Annotated in this window: 11 protein-coding genes, 2 tRNA genes, 2 pseudogenes and 1 riboswitch; of the genes and pseudogenes, 10 read left to right on the top strand and 5 right to left on the bottom strand. The window is 71.5% G+C overall.

Features of this window, described 5'->3' with window-relative positions:
* The 4 genes and pseudogenes from ACZ4V1_RS10340 to ACZ4V1_RS10325 all read left to right on the top strand — a co-directional run.
* A pseudogene (locus tag ACZ4V1_RS10340) lies at positions 1 to 317 on the top strand (DEAD/DEAH box helicase); the annotation flags it as partial.
* Between the two features lie 126 nt (positions 318 to 443).
* The gene (locus ACZ4V1_RS10335; RefSeq protein ID WP_468332399.1) at positions 444 to 1979 is read left to right on the top strand and encodes an amino acid permease; all 1536 of its coding nucleotides are present in this window, start codon (positions 444 to 446) and stop codon (positions 1977 to 1979) included.
* A 121-nt stretch (positions 1980 to 2100) separates the two neighbouring features.
* Positions 2101 to 2176: transfer RNA gene (locus ACZ4V1_RS10330), tRNA-Lys, on the top strand.
* A 266-nt stretch (positions 2177 to 2442) separates the two neighbouring features.
* Positions 2443 to 2682 carry a hypothetical protein gene (locus tag ACZ4V1_RS10325; RefSeq protein ID WP_468332397.1) on the top strand — a complete coding sequence of 80 codons (240 nt, stop codon included), beginning with the start codon at positions 2443 to 2445 and terminating at the stop codon, positions 2680 to 2682.
* 148 nt (positions 2683 to 2830) lie between these two features.
* Here ACZ4V1_RS10325 and ACZ4V1_RS10320 read toward each other — a convergent pair.
* The 3 genes and pseudogenes from ACZ4V1_RS10320 to ACZ4V1_RS10310 form a co-directional block, all read right to left on the bottom strand.
* A pseudogene (locus ACZ4V1_RS10320) lies at positions 2831 to 3607 on the bottom strand (SDR family NAD(P)-dependent oxidoreductase); the annotation flags it as partial.
* Between the two features lie 170 nt (positions 3608 to 3777).
* Positions 3778 to 4545 (bottom strand): SDR family NAD(P)-dependent oxidoreductase, encoded by a 768-nt coding sequence (locus ACZ4V1_RS10315; protein ID WP_468332394.1) that lies wholly within the window; start codon positions 4543 to 4545, stop codon positions 3778 to 3780.
* 128 nt (positions 4546 to 4673) lie between these two features.
* Positions 4674 to 4940, bottom strand: coding sequence for an Atu4866 domain-containing protein (locus ACZ4V1_RS10310; RefSeq protein ID WP_468332391.1), 267 nt, complete (start codon positions 4938 to 4940; stop codon positions 4674 to 4676).
* Positions 4941 to 5079: 139 nt separating this feature from the next.
* Between ACZ4V1_RS10310 and ACZ4V1_RS10305 the strand changes: the two genes are divergently transcribed.
* The 6 genes from ACZ4V1_RS10305 to ACZ4V1_RS10280 all read left to right on the top strand — a co-directional run bounded on the left by ACZ4V1_RS10305 (position 5080) and on the right by ACZ4V1_RS10280 (position 11398).
* Complete coding sequence (locus ACZ4V1_RS10305) at positions 5080 to 5928, top strand: helix-turn-helix transcriptional regulator (protein WP_468332388.1); 849 nt, start codon at positions 5080 to 5082, stop codon at positions 5926 to 5928.
* A gap of 255 nt (positions 5929 to 6183) precedes the next feature.
* A complete protein-coding gene (locus ACZ4V1_RS10300) occupies positions 6184 to 7314 on the top strand; it encodes a dihydrofolate reductase family protein (RefSeq protein WP_468332385.1) in 1131 nt (376 codons plus the stop codon).
* A gap of 55 nt (positions 7315 to 7369) precedes the next feature.
* Positions 7370 to 7443: transfer RNA gene (locus ACZ4V1_RS10295), tRNA-Met, on the top strand.
* A gap of 181 nt (positions 7444 to 7624) precedes the next feature.
* The gene (locus ACZ4V1_RS10290; RefSeq protein WP_468332382.1) at positions 7625 to 8836 is read left to right on the top strand and encodes a PP2C family protein-serine/threonine phosphatase; all 1212 of its coding nucleotides are present in this window, start codon (positions 7625 to 7627) and stop codon (positions 8834 to 8836) included.
* A gap of 243 nt (positions 8837 to 9079) precedes the next feature.
* A riboswitch (cyclic di-AMP (ydaO/yuaA leader) is annotated at positions 9080 to 9237 on the top strand.
* A gap of 10 nt (positions 9238 to 9247) precedes the next feature.
* On the top strand, positions 9248 to 10282 hold the full coding sequence (locus ACZ4V1_RS10285) for a M23 family metallopeptidase (RefSeq protein WP_468332379.1): 1035 nt from the start codon (positions 9248 to 9250) through the stop codon (positions 10280 to 10282).
* Positions 10283 to 10453: 171 nt separating this feature from the next.
* Entirely contained in the window at positions 10454 to 11398 is a 945-nt protein-coding gene (locus ACZ4V1_RS10280) for an aldo/keto reductase (RefSeq protein ID WP_468332375.1), read from the top strand.
* Positions 11399 to 11416: 18 nt separating this feature from the next.
* Here the strand turns inward: ACZ4V1_RS10280 and ACZ4V1_RS10275 are convergent, their stop codons facing one another.
* Positions 11417 to 12856 carry a PrsW family intramembrane metalloprotease gene (locus tag ACZ4V1_RS10275; protein WP_468332372.1) on the bottom strand — a complete coding sequence of 480 codons (1440 nt, stop codon included), beginning with the start codon at positions 12854 to 12856 and terminating at the stop codon, positions 11417 to 11419.
* 10 nt (positions 12857 to 12866) lie between these two features.
* Positions 12867 to 13751, bottom strand: coding sequence for a tRNA (guanosine(46)-N7)-methyltransferase TrmB (gene trmB, locus ACZ4V1_RS10270; protein WP_468332369.1), 885 nt, complete (start codon positions 13749 to 13751; stop codon positions 12867 to 12869).
* Positions 13752 to 13857 lie beyond the last annotated feature (106 nt).

Below are 13857 nucleotides of genomic sequence, written 5' to 3'. Positions count from 1 at the left end.
ATGACCGTGGTGACCGTGGTGGTGACCGTGGTGGGCGTTCGTTCGACCGTCGTGACGACCGCGGCGGTGACCGTGGCGGATTCCGCCGTGACGACCGCGGTGACCGCGGCGGGCACCGTGGCAGCGACCGTCCGTTCAACCGCGACCGTCAGGGTGACCGCCCCGGCAGCGACCGTCCGTTCAACCGCGACCGCCAGGGCGACCGCCCCGGCTTCCGCTCCGGCGGCCACGACCGTCCGTACGGCCGCCGCGACGACCACCGCGGTTCCTCCTTCGGCCGCCGTGACGACAAGCCGCGCTGGAAGCGCAACGGCTGACGTCTGACCGTCTGAACGCGCCGTGGCCTCCGCCCCACCGGGTGGAGGCCACGGCGCTTTCTGCCGGGCTGTTTTCGGTCATTGAGTGACGCATGTCACGCCCCGCGCAAGGGAATTGCTGGGGGCATGACAGACGACGCCAAGGCGAGTGGACTCTCGGACGAGGAACGGCTGGCTCAGCTCGGCTACACTCAGGTGCTGGCCCGCCGCATGTCGGCGTTCTCCAACTACGCGGTCTCCTTCACCATCATCTCGGTCCTCTCGGGCTGCCTGACCCTCTATCTGTTCGGCATGAACACGGGCGGCCCCGCCGTCATCACGTGGGGCTGGGTCGCCGTCGGCCTGATGACCCTCTTCGTCGGCCTGGCGATGGCCGAGATCTGCTCGGCGTATCCGACCTCGGCGGGCCTGTACTTCTGGGCGCACCGCCTCGCACCGCCCCGTACGGCGGCGGCCTGGGCCTGGTTCACGGGCTGGTTCAACGTGCTGGGACAGGTCGCGGTGACCGCCGGCATCGACTTCGGCGCGGCGTCCTTCCTGGGCGCCTACCTGAACCTTCAGTTCGGCTTCGAGGTCACGCCCGGCCGCACGATCCTCCTCTTCGCCGCCATCCTCGTCCTCCACGGCCTGCTGAACACCTTCGGAGTCCGCATCGTCGGCCTCCTCAACGGCATCAGCGTCTGGTGGCACGTCCTCGGCGTCGCGGTCATCGTCGGCGCGCTGACCTTCGCGCCCGACGACCACCAGTCGGCGTCCTTCGTGTTCGGCGAGTTCGTCAACAACACCGGCTGGGGCAGCGGCGTCTACGTCGTCCTCATCGGCCTGCTGATGGCCCAGTACACCTTCACCGGATACGACGCCTCCGCCCACATGACGGAGGAGACGCACGACGCCTCCACGGCCGGCCCCAAGGGCATCGTCCGATCCATCTGGACGTCCTGGATCGCCGGCTTCGTGCTCCTCCTCGGCTTCACCTTCGCCATCCAGTCCTACGAGGGCGCCCTCACCTCCCCGACCGGTGCGCCGCCGGCCCAGATCCTGCTCGACGCGCTCGGCGCGACCGCGGGCAAGCTTCTCCTCCTCGTCGTCATCGGAGCGCAGCTGTTCTGCGGGATGGCGTCGGTGACGGCCAACAGCCGCATGATCTATGCCTTCTCCCGCGACGGCGCGCTGCCCTTCTCCCACGTCTGGCACACCGTGAGCCCGCGCACCCGCACGCCGGTCGCGGCGGTCTGGCTGGCGGCAATGGCCGCGCTGGTCCTCGGCCTGCCCTACCTGATCAACGTGACGGCGTACGCGGCGGTGACGTCGATCGCCGTCATCGGCCTCTACATCGCGTACGTCATCCCGACCCTGCTGCGGGTCCGCAAGGGCGCCGCCTTCGAACGGGGCCCGTGGCACCTGGGCCGTTGGTCCCAGTTGGTGGGCGTGGTGGCGGTGGCGTGGGTCGGCGTCATCACGGTCCTGTTCATGCTGCCGCAGGTCTCGCCGGTCACCTGGGAGACCTTCAACTACGCGCCGGTCGCGGTCCTGGCAGTCCTGGGCTTCGCCGCGACCTGGTGGCTGGCCTCGGCCCGCCACTGGTTCCTCAACCCCGGCCACGAACGCAACCGGGCCCGCGCGGCGGCCCGCGCGAACGCTCCCGAGCCGGTGGACCCGTAACCACCGCGTCCCGCGACACCGGCCCGACGCGGCCGTGACCCCGATACCCGATCGGCGTCCCGGCCGTGTCGGGCTATGCTCGGTGTGGCAACATCACGCAACACCGCGCGACACAACGCCTGGGCCCTTAGCTCAATTGGCAGAGCAGTGGACTTTTAATCCATTGGTTGTGGGTTCGAGTCCCACAGGGCCTACCAGCTGGGCCCCAGCTCACGCAGGAAGTGAGCTGGGGCCCTGTCCGTTTTGACCGCCCCTCATGATCGCTAGCTGGCCCGTCGCTGGGCCCGAGTGGCCACGGGTGTGTCGAGGATGAGCTGGTTGCGGCTGCTGGACACGTCCACGGCCAAGGCCACCCTCGACTCCTCCAACCGGGCTCCGGAGTAGGCCCGGACGCACGAAAAACGGCCCCGCCCTCCCGGAGGACGCTGTTGGTGACGCTGGCGTCCCGGAGGACCCCTGCCTGGTGGAGAAGCCGCTCGTGGAGGACTTCACGACCGGGCTGCTCGGCACCGGCCTGCGTTCCCTGCGCTACACGCAGACCGAGGGCGACCGCACGATCGTCGCGGGCGTGCGCTACGCCTGGCGTGTGGAGCAGGCCGGCTGCGACGTGCTGGTCGTCGTCGCCGCTCCGGGCCCGCGCCGGGTCCTCGGCGCCATGGACGACGTCGACGCCTTCGCCGGGCGGATCAGCGTGCCGGTGTAGAAGGCCCAGGAGTCCTGGCCCAGACGCCAGCCGCAAAGTAGGGCGCGGGTAGTGGGCGCAAGAGCGGGGCGACCAGGCTCGGCTTCAGCCTGTTGCCGAAGTTCTTCGCCGCGTGGACAACGCTACGGGGCGATGCGGCTAGACCGCGGGTGAAGCCGCCGTCGGCGGCGATCACGGCTCCTGTGATGAAGCTCGAGCGTGGTGAGGCGAGGAAGCACAGGACCTCGGCGATCTCTTCGGGCTGTGCGACTCGGCCCAGGGGCTGTGCGTCGGCGAAGGACGCCAGGTACGCACGGCTGTCGGAGCGGATCGTGTCGAGGAAATCGGTCTCGATGACGCCTGCGGCAACGAGGTTGGCGCGGATGCCCAGTGGCCCGCCCTCCACGGCGAGCACCTTGGTCAGCTGGGCCAGAGCACCCTTCGACGCGCTGTAGGCGGCGCCTTCGGGCAGGGCGACGGTGCAGGTGTAGGAGCCAGTACTGACGATGGCGCCGCCGCCGCGGTTCTTCATGGCCCGGAAGGCTTCGCGGGTGCAGAAGAAGGCGCCGCGGGCGTTGACCGCCATCACGGTGTCCCAGTCCTCGGCGGTGGTTTCGGTGACGGGCTTGTTCAGGGCGCGTCCGGCGTTGTTCACCAGGATGTCCAGTCCTCCGAAGGTGTCCAGGGCGGATTGCACCGCGCGGGCGGCGGTCTCTTCCTGCGTGATGTCGCCGCGCATCGCCAGTACGCCGGGGAATTGGTCCGGCAGAGACGTGATGTCGGGGCGCAGGTCGACGGCGACGACGCGGGCGCCGCGGGCGTGGAGGAGTGCCACGGTCTCCTTGCCTACGCCGCGCGCGGCCCCGGTGACGAGGGCGTTCTTCCCAGCGAACTCGGCGGATTCGGATGCTTCGCTTGCTTCGGCGGACGCGGTGGCAGGTGTCATGGTGCGGTCCCTGGAGATGGTGAAGGTGAGTGCAGGCGCCGGTGCGGGGCAGCACCTGGGGTGTTGTGCAGTGGCGCGGTGAACGGGCCAGGCTGGGCCAAGCCGTCGGCGCGCTCACGGGGGCGCGGCGTTCACGGCAGGACGTCGTGGACGTCGTACGGCCGGGCTGTTCAGTGCGCGGTGAGCCCGCCGTCGACCACCAGCTCCGAGCCGGTGACGAACGAGGAGTCGTCGCAGGCCAGGAAGAGGATCGCGGGTGCGATCTCGTCGGCGCGGCCGGCTCGGCGCATGGGGGTGCGTCGGATGTCCGGCTGCTGGTCGCCCTGGTCGCCCTGGTCGTCCAGGAGTTCCTGGATCATCGGCGTGGCGATCACCCCGGGATGCACCGAGTTGATCCGTACTCCCTGCCGGGCGTACTCGACCGCGGCGGTCTTGCTCAACAGGCGCACGGCCCCCTTGGACGCCTGGTAGGCCGCAGCCGCACCGCTTCCCACCAGGCCGAGTACCGACGACGTATTGATCACCGACGCGTTGCCGCTCGCACGCAGGAGCGCCATCGCCGCCTTCATGCCGAGCCATGTGCCTTTCTGGTTCACGTCGATGACGCGGTCCCAAGCCTCTTCCCGCGTGTCCTCGATACCTGGCCAGTCCAGGATGCCGGCGAGGTTCACGAGCACGTCCAGCGTTCCGAACCGGTCGCGTACGACGGTGATCACTTCATCCCACTCCCGCGCGGAGGAGACATCGAGGCGGGCAGCGACGACCTCCGCGCCGCGTGCCCCGATCCGGTGGGACAGGTCCCACAGGGGGCCTTCGGCGACATCGGTGATCACCAGCCGGGCGCCTTCGCGGGCGAAGAGTTCGGCGGTCGCTGTGCCGAGGCCGCCGGTCGCGCCCGTGATCAGCGCGACCTTGCCGTCGAGTCGTTGTCCTGTCATGGATATGGTCCTTGATTCTCGTTGCTGCCGGCTGGCTGACTGATTGCCGTGTCGGGACCTCTTGGTCCGCCGACGGCGGATCGGCCCCCGGGTGACAGGGCGGGCGGGGGCGCGCGCCCCGGCCTCCTCTACGACGACTTCTGCTCCCGGTAGAGCACGAGGTGCTCGTGATGGAGCACTCCGTCCCGGATGTCGCCCGTGGCGGTGAACCCGGTGTCGTCGACGTAGTCCAGGTGGCTGCCGGTCACCGTGTACCGGCCGGTGTACGCGCTGCGCCGCTCGCCACGAGCTTCGTCGTAGCGGCCGTCCGGCAGCAGCTCCTGACGGATGTGACCATCCGCGGTCACCCACATCCCGACCACGTCGACGTGGTGGCCCTCAACGGTCCCGGCCATGGCGGACTCCTCTCCTCGAGTAGGGCGGTCTTTCCCGCTCCACCGAGTCTGGGCAGGTCAGCGGCCATCAACCAGGACGCGTGCTGCCTGGGTGCGGCACACCCAGGCAGCACACCGGGCCGCCGCCTAGCCTGAACACATGGACGACAACCACCTGGGAGACTTCCTGCGCACACGCCGCGCCGGCCTGCGGCCGGAGGACGTCGGTATGGCGAGTTACGGGGCCCGCAGAGTCGCCGGACTGCGCCGCGAGGAGGTCGCCGTCTTGGCCGGAGTGAACGCCGACTACTACACCCGCCTGGAACAAGGCCGCGAGCGCAACCCCTCACCCCAGGTGGTCGACGCGCTCAGCCGCGCGCTGCGCCTCGACGTGGACGCCCGCGCGCACGTGTACCGACTGGCCGGGGCCACGCCGAACGACCGGCCCTCCGTCCACGCCGCCGAGCGGGTCAGCCCGGCGCTGCGACAGCTGATGGACGGCTACCCGAACACTCCGGCGTTCGTCATGAGCCGGACCCTGGACCTCCTCGCCGTCAACGCTCTGGCCGACGCCCTCTACGCCCCGTTCGAGCCGACGGACAACCTGGCCCGCATGACCTTCCTCGACCCCGCGGGCCGCAACTTCTACACGGACTGGGACCGGGCAGCGCAGGCCACCGTCGCCAACCTTCGCGAGGCGACCGGATTCGACCCGGACAACCCACGGCTGCGTGAACTCGTCCGCACCCTCACGGAGCACAGCGCGGACTTCACCCGCCTCTGGAACGCCCACACCGTGCGCGGCAAGACCCAGGACGCCAAACACTTGCTCCACCCGGACGTCGGCCCCCTCACGCTCACCTACCAGGCTTTCGACGTACGCGAAGCACCCGGCCAGCAGCTCGTCATCTACCACGCCGAACCAGGCAGCCCCAGCGCCCAGTCCCTCAATCTGCTCGGTTCCATCCATGCCACCCGGCGCCGGCCCGACCCCCGGCCCCACCGCTGATCAGCCGACGGAACATGGAGATCGGCGGCAAGGTGCCCCGGCCGGCTTCGCCTCCGCGTGCTTCACAGGCGGTCGCCGAGCTACGCGGTACCGGCCGCCCGGTGGGCTGCTGCTCGCCTCCGTTCCGCCGTTCCCCGGGCCCGAACTGGCAGGATGGGCGGGCACGCCGTGTCCACACGGCGGGTCGGTCGGGATGGAGAGTGTTCACCGGTCTCGTCCGCGGAAGTCCAGGGCCATCCCACCGGAGTCGCCTCGATGCCCCTCCCCTACGTCCTCCTCTCCGCCGCCGTCTCCCTCGACGGCTACCTGGACGACACCGGCCCCGAACGGCTCCTGCTCTCCTCCCCGGCCGACTTCGACCGCGTCGACGAGGTGCGGGCCTCCGTCGACGCGATCCTCGTCGGCGCCGGCACGATCCGGGCCGACAATCCGCGTCTGCTGGTGAACTCCGCCGAGCGGCGGGCGGCCCGGGTCGCGGCCGGGGAGGCGGAGTACCCGCTGAAGGTGACGGTCAGCGCCACCGGCGAGCTGGACCCGGCGGCAGCGTTCTGGCACACGGGTGGGGAGAAGGTGCTCCTGACCACGGACGACGGCGCCCGGCGGGCCCGCGCGCTGGGGATCGCCGCCGACGTCGTGCCGCTCGGGGCCGCACTCGACTGGCGCACGGCGCTGGAGTACCTGCACGACCGACGGGGCGTGCGGCGGCTCATGGTCGAGGGCGGCGGGACCGTCCACACCCAGCTGCTGCAGCGGGAACTCGCCGACGAACTGCAGCTCGTCCTCGCGCCGCTGTTCGTGGGCGACCCGGACGCGCCCCGGCTGTTCGGGCCCGGCGCCTACCAGAGCGGGCGGCTGCGGCTGGTGGAGTCGCGGCGCATCGAGGACGTGGTGCTGACGCGGTACCTGCCCACCGCCCCCGGCACCGGCGACCGCGTCACCGCCGCCGACCGGCACTGGCTGGAGCTCGCCTGTGAGCTGGCGGAGCTGTGCCCGCCGTCGGAGACGGCGTTCAGCGTGGGGGCGGTCGTGGTCGCCGCCGACGGGACCGAGCTGGCGCGGGGCCACTCCCGGGAGGGCGGCGACCCCGTCGTGCACGCCGAGGAGGCCGCGCTCGCGAAGGCCGACCCCGCCGATCCGCGCCTCGCGACCGCCACCGTGTACAGCAGCCTGGAGCCGTGCGCCCGCCGCGCCTCCCGCCCCGCGCCCTGCGCCCGGCTGATCCTCGACGCCGGGGTGCGCCGCGTGGTCACGGCCTGGCGCGAGCCGGACACCTTCGTGCCGGGGGCCGACGGCAGCGGGGTGCTCGCGGCCGGGGGCGCCGGCGTCGTCGTACTGCCGGAGTACGAGCAGCGGGCGAAGGCGCCGAACCGCCACCTGGAGGGGTAGGGGGATACGGATGTGCATTCCACCCCCGGGATGACGTACAGTAGAGACACAACGGCGCGGGGTGGAGCAGCTCGGTAGCTCGCTGGGCTCATAACCCAGAGGTCGCAGGTTCAAATCCTGTCCCCGCTACTCAAGGCCGAAGGCCGGAATCCATGAGGATTCCGGCCTTCGGTGCGTTCACGGACGTGATCCCGGCACCCGCCACCCTCACCCGACCGGCCCCCACGGCTCGCCCCCCGCCCCCGCTCCGGGAAACCTGGGGGACGGGACGGCAAGCGGCGCGGACGTGCGGGGTGGCGGGAGACGAGTGGTGCGGCCAGGTGACGTGGACGACGAGGGAGCCTACGCCCGGGCCGGCGGCCGGCTTCCCCGCGATCCCGTGCCCGACCCCGGCCTCGGTGACCGGCCGGAGCCCCTGCCGGTCACCGAGGCCACGGGGCCGGTGCGGCGGTGGCGGGCCTCGTACGGGCGGACCTTCTTACGCCTGCTCCCCGTGCTGCTGATCGTCGTCGCCATCCTGTACGACATCTTCACCCCGAGGTACTTCACCGCGGGCCCCCTCTACACGGCCGCGCCCCTGGTCGCCGCCCCGGTCTACTCACGGCGCGGCACGGCGCTCACCGGCCTGGCCGTGGTGGCCGCCGTCGTCGGACTGCAGCTCGGCAAGGGCGTCATCCACTACGTCGACTCGCTCACCGAGTTGATCACCATCGCCACGGTCGCCGTGCTCGCCGTACTCGTGAACGGCTTCGTCCGCCGCACCGGCGAGCGTCTCGTCTCCGTCCGCGAGATCGCCGAGGCCGCCCAGCGGGCCGTGCTGCCGGAGCCCGCCGAGCGGATCGGCGGTTTCGAGATCGCCGCGTGCTACGAGGCCGCGCAGGCCGACGCCTTCATCGGCGGTGATCTGTACGCGGTGCAGGACAGTTCGCACGGCATCCGGCTCATCGTCGGCGACGTGCGCGGCAAGGGCATGGGCGCGGTGGCCGCCGTCGCCGTCGTGATCGGCGCCTTCCGGGAGGCCGCCGAGCAGGAGGCGACCCTGGAGGCGGTGGCGCAACGGCTGGAGCGGGCGCTGGCCCGCGAGGGCACCCGGCGGGAGGGGCTGGACGCCTTCGAGGGGTTCACCACCGCCGTGCTCGCCGAACTCCCGCACGGCGACGGGACCGTACGCATCGTCAACCGCGGCCATCCGCCGCCCCTGCTGCTGTACGCCGACGGCACCCTGCGGCCGCTGCCCGCCCGCGAGTCGGCGCTGCCGCTCGGCATGGGGGAGCTGGGCGTGTGGCCCGACCGTGCGGAGGAGGCCGAGTTCCCCGGTGGGGCCACGCTGCTGCTGTACACCGACGGGCTGTCGGAAGCACGGGACACGCGGGGGGAGTTCTACGATCCGCACGTCCGGCTGGCCGGCCGGGTGTTCCGGCACCCGGTGGAACTGCTCGACACCCTCGCCGACGACGTGCGCCGGCACTCCGGGGGCGGCATGGCCGACGACATGGCACTGCTCGCCGTACGACGACCTTGATCGATATCACCGGACGTGACGGACCGACCGCCCTCCGCATAACAACTGATACACCGTCAGAAATTTGTGATGGAAGGGGGAATACCGAGAGCCGGTCAACTCGCCCGGTTTTCACCGGTCACGAGGCGTACGTCCCGGCCGGATTCGTTAATGATCAAGAGGAACGGCTTGGAATCCGAGCCTCACGTCTATTAACGTTCGATAACGCAGCGCGGTCGTCCCAGCCGTCACAGAAGGCGGCTCCGTGCGCACGCGCCGAATCCCGCAAGGGAACCGGGGAACCACCACATTGGGGTGAATCGCTCGTACGACGCCGTGGAGACACGGCGGATATACGCGCGTAGGAGACCTTCCTGCTCCGAACCCGTCAGCTAACCCGGTAGGCGAAAGGAAGGAAAGGAGTACGCCCACGTGGCGTCCAACCGGCCTGCCCCCGAGGCCCCGTTCGTGCCCAGCGGGCACGACACCGACACCTTCGGCTACGACGGCTACCGCACCGAAGAGGGCCCCTGGGAGGAGTGGAATCCCACCGCGGACTCCATCCGCCCCGTACGCGGCCGGCACCGCGTCGCCAAGCAGCGCGGCGGACTCGCCCGCAGCTCCACCGTCCTCGGCGTCGGTGTCATAGCCGCGGTCGGCGCGGGCGGCATGGCCAGCGCGCAGACCGGCAAGCCGCCGGTGTCGATCTCCGTGCCGGACCTGCCGAACGTCGGCTCGCTCATCTCCGACGAGGAGGAGCCGGAGCCGGAGGGTTCCACCACCCCGCTCAGCAGCATCGCCACGGTCTCCGCCGACACCACCTCGGAGAGCACCACCGACGCCGGCGAGTCGCTGCGCGCCCGGATCCTGGCGCAGGCCGAGCAGCAGCAGGCCCAGGTCGAGACCAAGGCCGCCGCCGAAGCCGCGGCCGCCGCCGAGAAGAAGGCAGCGGAAGCCGCCGCCAAGGCGGAGAAGGAGGCCGAGGCCAAGGCCGCCGCCGCCAAGAAGAAGGCGGAGGAGGAGGCCGCGAAGAAGGCCGAGGCCGAGCGGCTCGCGCAGCTGGCCAAGCAGTACACGCTGCCGACCTCCTCGTACACGATCTCCTCCACCTTCGGCCAGGCCGGCGCCTACTGGTCCTCCGGCCACCACACCGGCCTCGACTTCGCCGCCCCCACGGGCACGCTGCTCAAGGCGGTGCACAGCGGCACGATCACGTCGGCCGGCTGGGACGGGTCGTACGGATACAAGACCGTGCTCACCCTCGACGACGGCACCGAGGTCTGGTACGCCCACCAGTCCTCCATCAGCGTCAGCGTCGGCCAGAAGGTCACCACCGGTGACGTCATCGGCCGTGTCGGCGCCACCGGCAACGTCACCGGCGCCCACCTCCACATGGAGGTCCACACGGCCGGCGGTGGCGGTATCGACCCGATGGCGTGGCTGCAGAGCAAGGGCCTCACCCCCTGATTCCCGCCTCACCCCCGATTCCCGCCTCGCGCGCTGCCCGTCTCCGCTGATCCCCGGCGGTCCTGACGGCGTCCCCCCGACGTCAGGGCTGCCGGTGCGCGATGGGCGGTTTGCGGGAACTTTGCCCCGTTTCCGGAATCGCCCCGTCCAGTACGGTCGTTGACGCAGGACATGACTTCTCTGCGCAAACTCGGCTCCTCCGACCTGGAGGTCTTCCCGCTCGCCCTCGGCGGCAACGTCTTCGGCTGGACCGCCGACCAGGACACCTCCTTCGCCGTCCTCGACGCCTACACGGCCGCGGGCGGCAATTTCCTCGACACCGCCGACTCCTACTCCGCGTGGGTCGACGGCAACAGCGGCGGGGAGTCCGAGACCCTCATCGGCAAGTGGCTCGCCTCCCGAGGCAGCCGAGGCGACGTCGTCCTCGCCACCAAGGTCAGCCAGCACCCCGAGTACCCGGGACTGACGGCCGCGAACATCAAGTCCGCCGCCGACGCCTCGCTGCGCCGCCTGGGCACGGACCACATCGACCTCTACTACACCCACTTCGACAAGCCCGAGGTGCCGGTGGAGGAGATCATCGGCGCGCTCGACGAGCTGGTGAAGGCGGGCAAGGTCCGGCACATCGCCGCCTCCAACATCTCCGCCGAGCGGCTCGCGGCGTCCCTGGAGTTCTCCGACCGAGAGGGCCTCGCCCGGTACGTGGCCCTCCAGCCGCACTACAACCTGGTCTCGCGCGAGACGTACGAGGGTGAGCTCCGCGAGCTCGCGGAGCGCGCGGGCCTGGCCGCCGTGCCGTACTACGCCCTCGCGTCCGGCTTCCTCACCGGCAAGTACCGGACCGGTGCGGCGGTCGACAGCCCGCGGGCGGGCGGAGCCGCGAAGCACCTCGGGACCGAACGCGGCCGACGGGTCCTCGCCGCCCTGGACGAGATCGCCGGGGCCCACGACGCCCCCGTCGCCACGGTCGCCCTGGCCTGGCTGGCCGCGCAGCCGACGGTGGCCGCGCCGATCGCGTCCGCGCGCACGGTGGAGCAGTTGCCGGCGCTGCTGGGCGTGGCGGAGCTGAGCCTGACGCAGGGCGAGGTCGGGAGGCTTACCGAGGCGTCGGCCTGAGACCGTACGGCTGCGGGTCTACGGCCGGTAGGGACGGGGCGGGGCGTACGGCGCGTACGGGCTGTACGGGGCGTAGGTTGTCGGCGCGGGGTACGGCGTCGGGGCCGACGTCGGCCGGCCGGGGCCGTACGGTCCGTGCGGGAACGGCCCGGGTGGGAGGGCCCCGTGCGGAAGCGCCCCGTGCGGGAACGGCCCGTGCGGGAACGGTCCGTGCGGATGTCCCCAGGGTGGTACGGCCACCGGTACGGGCGGTGCCGTGGCCCGGGCCGCGTAGTCCAGTGCCGGGCGCGCCACGTCGCGTCGGTGCCACAGGGCGTCCAGCAGTTCCCGTTCCCGTACGGCGTAGTCGGCGCCCGCCCCGCCCCTCAGCCCGCGCTGCCGCAGGAACGCCAGCGAGGTCGCGTACGCCTCGTACCGCGCCACCGTCCGGGCCACCTCCTTCCCGGCGTGCCGGCGGGCGTGCTGACGGGCGATCCGGCGGGCGCGCATCGAGCCGAGCGCGTAAGACTCCGTCGGCGTCAGCCACCCGGCCACGACGTACACGGGGAGCGCGTCGCGTACGGCGCCCAGTTCGCGCTGCCGGGTCCAGATCGCCAGCCAGGTCAGCAGGCCGAAGGAGGGCACCATGAACGCCCCGTACACGGCGAGGAAGCCGTACTCGCCGAACGTGGCCGAGCCGTTCCACAGCGCGTGCATGCCCATCGCCAGCAGCAGGCCGGCCGGCGGGAGCAGGGCGCGGCGCAGGCGGTGGCGGCCCGTGGAGAGTGCGGCGATGCCGAAGCCGATGCCGGTGAGCACGGTGAAGAGCGGGTGGGCGAACGGCGACATCACGATGCGGACGAAGAAGGTCGCCGCGGTGACGGAGGCGATGCCGCTGCCGCCGGTGAGCTGGTCGGTGCCGAAGGCGTTGCCCAGGTAGAGGATGTTCTCGGTGAAGGCGAAGCCGGTGGCGGTGACGCCCGCTATGACGATGCCGTCGACGATGCCGGTGAAGTCCCGCCTGCGGAAGAGGAAGACCAGCAGGACGGCGGCGGCCTTCGCGGACTCCTCGACCACCGGGGCTATGACCGTGGCGCCCAGGGTGTCCGCGCCGGCCGGGTCGGCGGTGGCCGTCGCTATCCATCTCGTCGCGAAGCTGTTGGCGACGATCGCGATCAGCGCCGCCGCGCAGGCGCCCCAGGCGAAGCAGAACAGCAGGTTCCGCCAGGGTCCGGGCTCGACCCGGTCCAGCCAGCGGAACGCGGTGATGAGCAGCGGCACGGGCAGGACCGCGAGGCCGAGCCCCACCAGGAACCCCTGCGTGCCGGTCTGTTCGCGCACCAGGGCCAGGATCACCAGACCGGAGAGCGCGAGCAGGGTGATCAGCGCGCCGTAACGCACCCAGGTGCGCTGCCACCAGTGCGGATGCGTACGCGTCCGCGTCGGTGGACGCGTCGGATACGGGGGACAGGTGGCCACGGCATGGACCCTAACCGGTGGGGGGCAGCTCCTTGTGCTGGTCGCGATGCTGATCGCGATGCTGATCGCGGTGCGGTACGGCCTGCTGTACGCGGCGGAAGAGCAAGTCGTTCACCACATGACCCTTGTCCAGTCCCTGGCCCTCGAAACGGGTCAGCGGCCGGTGGGCGGGGCGTGGCGCGAACCCGCCGCCCGGCTCGGTGTTCTCGAAGTCGGGGTGCGCGGTGAGGACCTCGAGCATCTGCTCCGCGTACGGCTCCCAGTCGGTGGCGCAGTGCACGAGGGCCCCCGGCGCGAGGCGGGTCGCGGCCAGGCTCAGGAACTCCGGCTGGATCAGGCGGCGCTTGTGGTGCCGCTTCTTGGGCCAGGGGTCGGGGAAGTAGACGCGCAGGCCGGCGAGGGAGCCGGGGGCGAGCATCTCGCGCAGGAGGATGATCGCGTCGCCGTTGGCCACCCGGATGTTGGACAGGTCGTTCCGCTCCGCGAGACCCAGCAGGTTGCCCTGGCCGGGGGTGTGGACGTCCACGGCGAGGATGTTGGTGTCCGGGTCGGCGGCGGCCATCCGGGCGGTGGCCTCGCCCATGCCGAAGCCGACCTCCAGGACGACGGGGCGGGCGTTCCCGAACAGTTCGTCGAGGCCGACGACCCGCTGACCGTCGATGTCCAGGCCCCACACGGGCCACAGCCGCTGCAGCGCGTCCGCCTGCCCGGCGGTCACCCGGCTCCGCCGGGGCTGGAAACTCCTGATCCGTCGCTCGAAGTGCGATCCGGCGGGATCGGCCTTCGGCCCGTCGGGAAAACGGGGCTCACCCTTGGCCCGGGTGTGCCGGATGGGCACCCCGGTGTGCGGTGCGGCGGGCTGGGGGGCTTCGGGGGCGTGGTGGAAGTCAGACACAATGCCTCAATTTTACGGCCACCGGTCCCCGTGGCCGCGGGCAGTCACGTCCCGTCCCCTCGCGGCGGCGGGCAGCCGCCTCCGGCCCCAGCTGCGGAGCCGTGCC

The organism is Streptomyces sp. NPDC028991, from assembly GCF_055564775.1.
Note: the sequence above shows the minus strand (reverse complement) of the source record. Positions and strands in the feature narration are given on the sequence as shown.

What these genes read in the sequence shown, in the direction of transcription:
- ACZ4V1_RS10310 (WP_468332391.1), bottom strand. Translation starts at nt 4,940, where the DNA reads ATGGCCGGGACCGTTGAGGGCCACCACGTCGACGTGGTCGGGATGTGG.
- ACZ4V1_RS10335 (WP_468332399.1), top strand. Translation starts at nt 444, where the DNA reads ATGACAGACGACGCCAAGGCGAGTGGACTCTCGGACGAGGAACGGCTG.
- ACZ4V1_RS10280 (WP_468332375.1), top strand. Translation starts at nt 10,454, where the DNA reads ATGACTTCTCTGCGCAAACTCGGCTCCTCCGACCTGGAGGTCTTCCCG.
- ACZ4V1_RS10315 (WP_468332394.1), bottom strand. Translation starts at nt 4,545, where the DNA reads ATGACAGGACAACGACTCGACGGCAAGGTCGCGCTGATCACGGGCGCG.
- ACZ4V1_RS10305 (WP_468332388.1), top strand. Translation starts at nt 5,080, where the DNA reads ATGGACGACAACCACCTGGGAGACTTCCTGCGCACACGCCGCGCCGGC.
- ACZ4V1_RS10300 (WP_468332385.1), top strand. Translation starts at nt 6,184, where the DNA reads ATGCCCCTCCCCTACGTCCTCCTCTCCGCCGCCGTCTCCCTCGACGGC.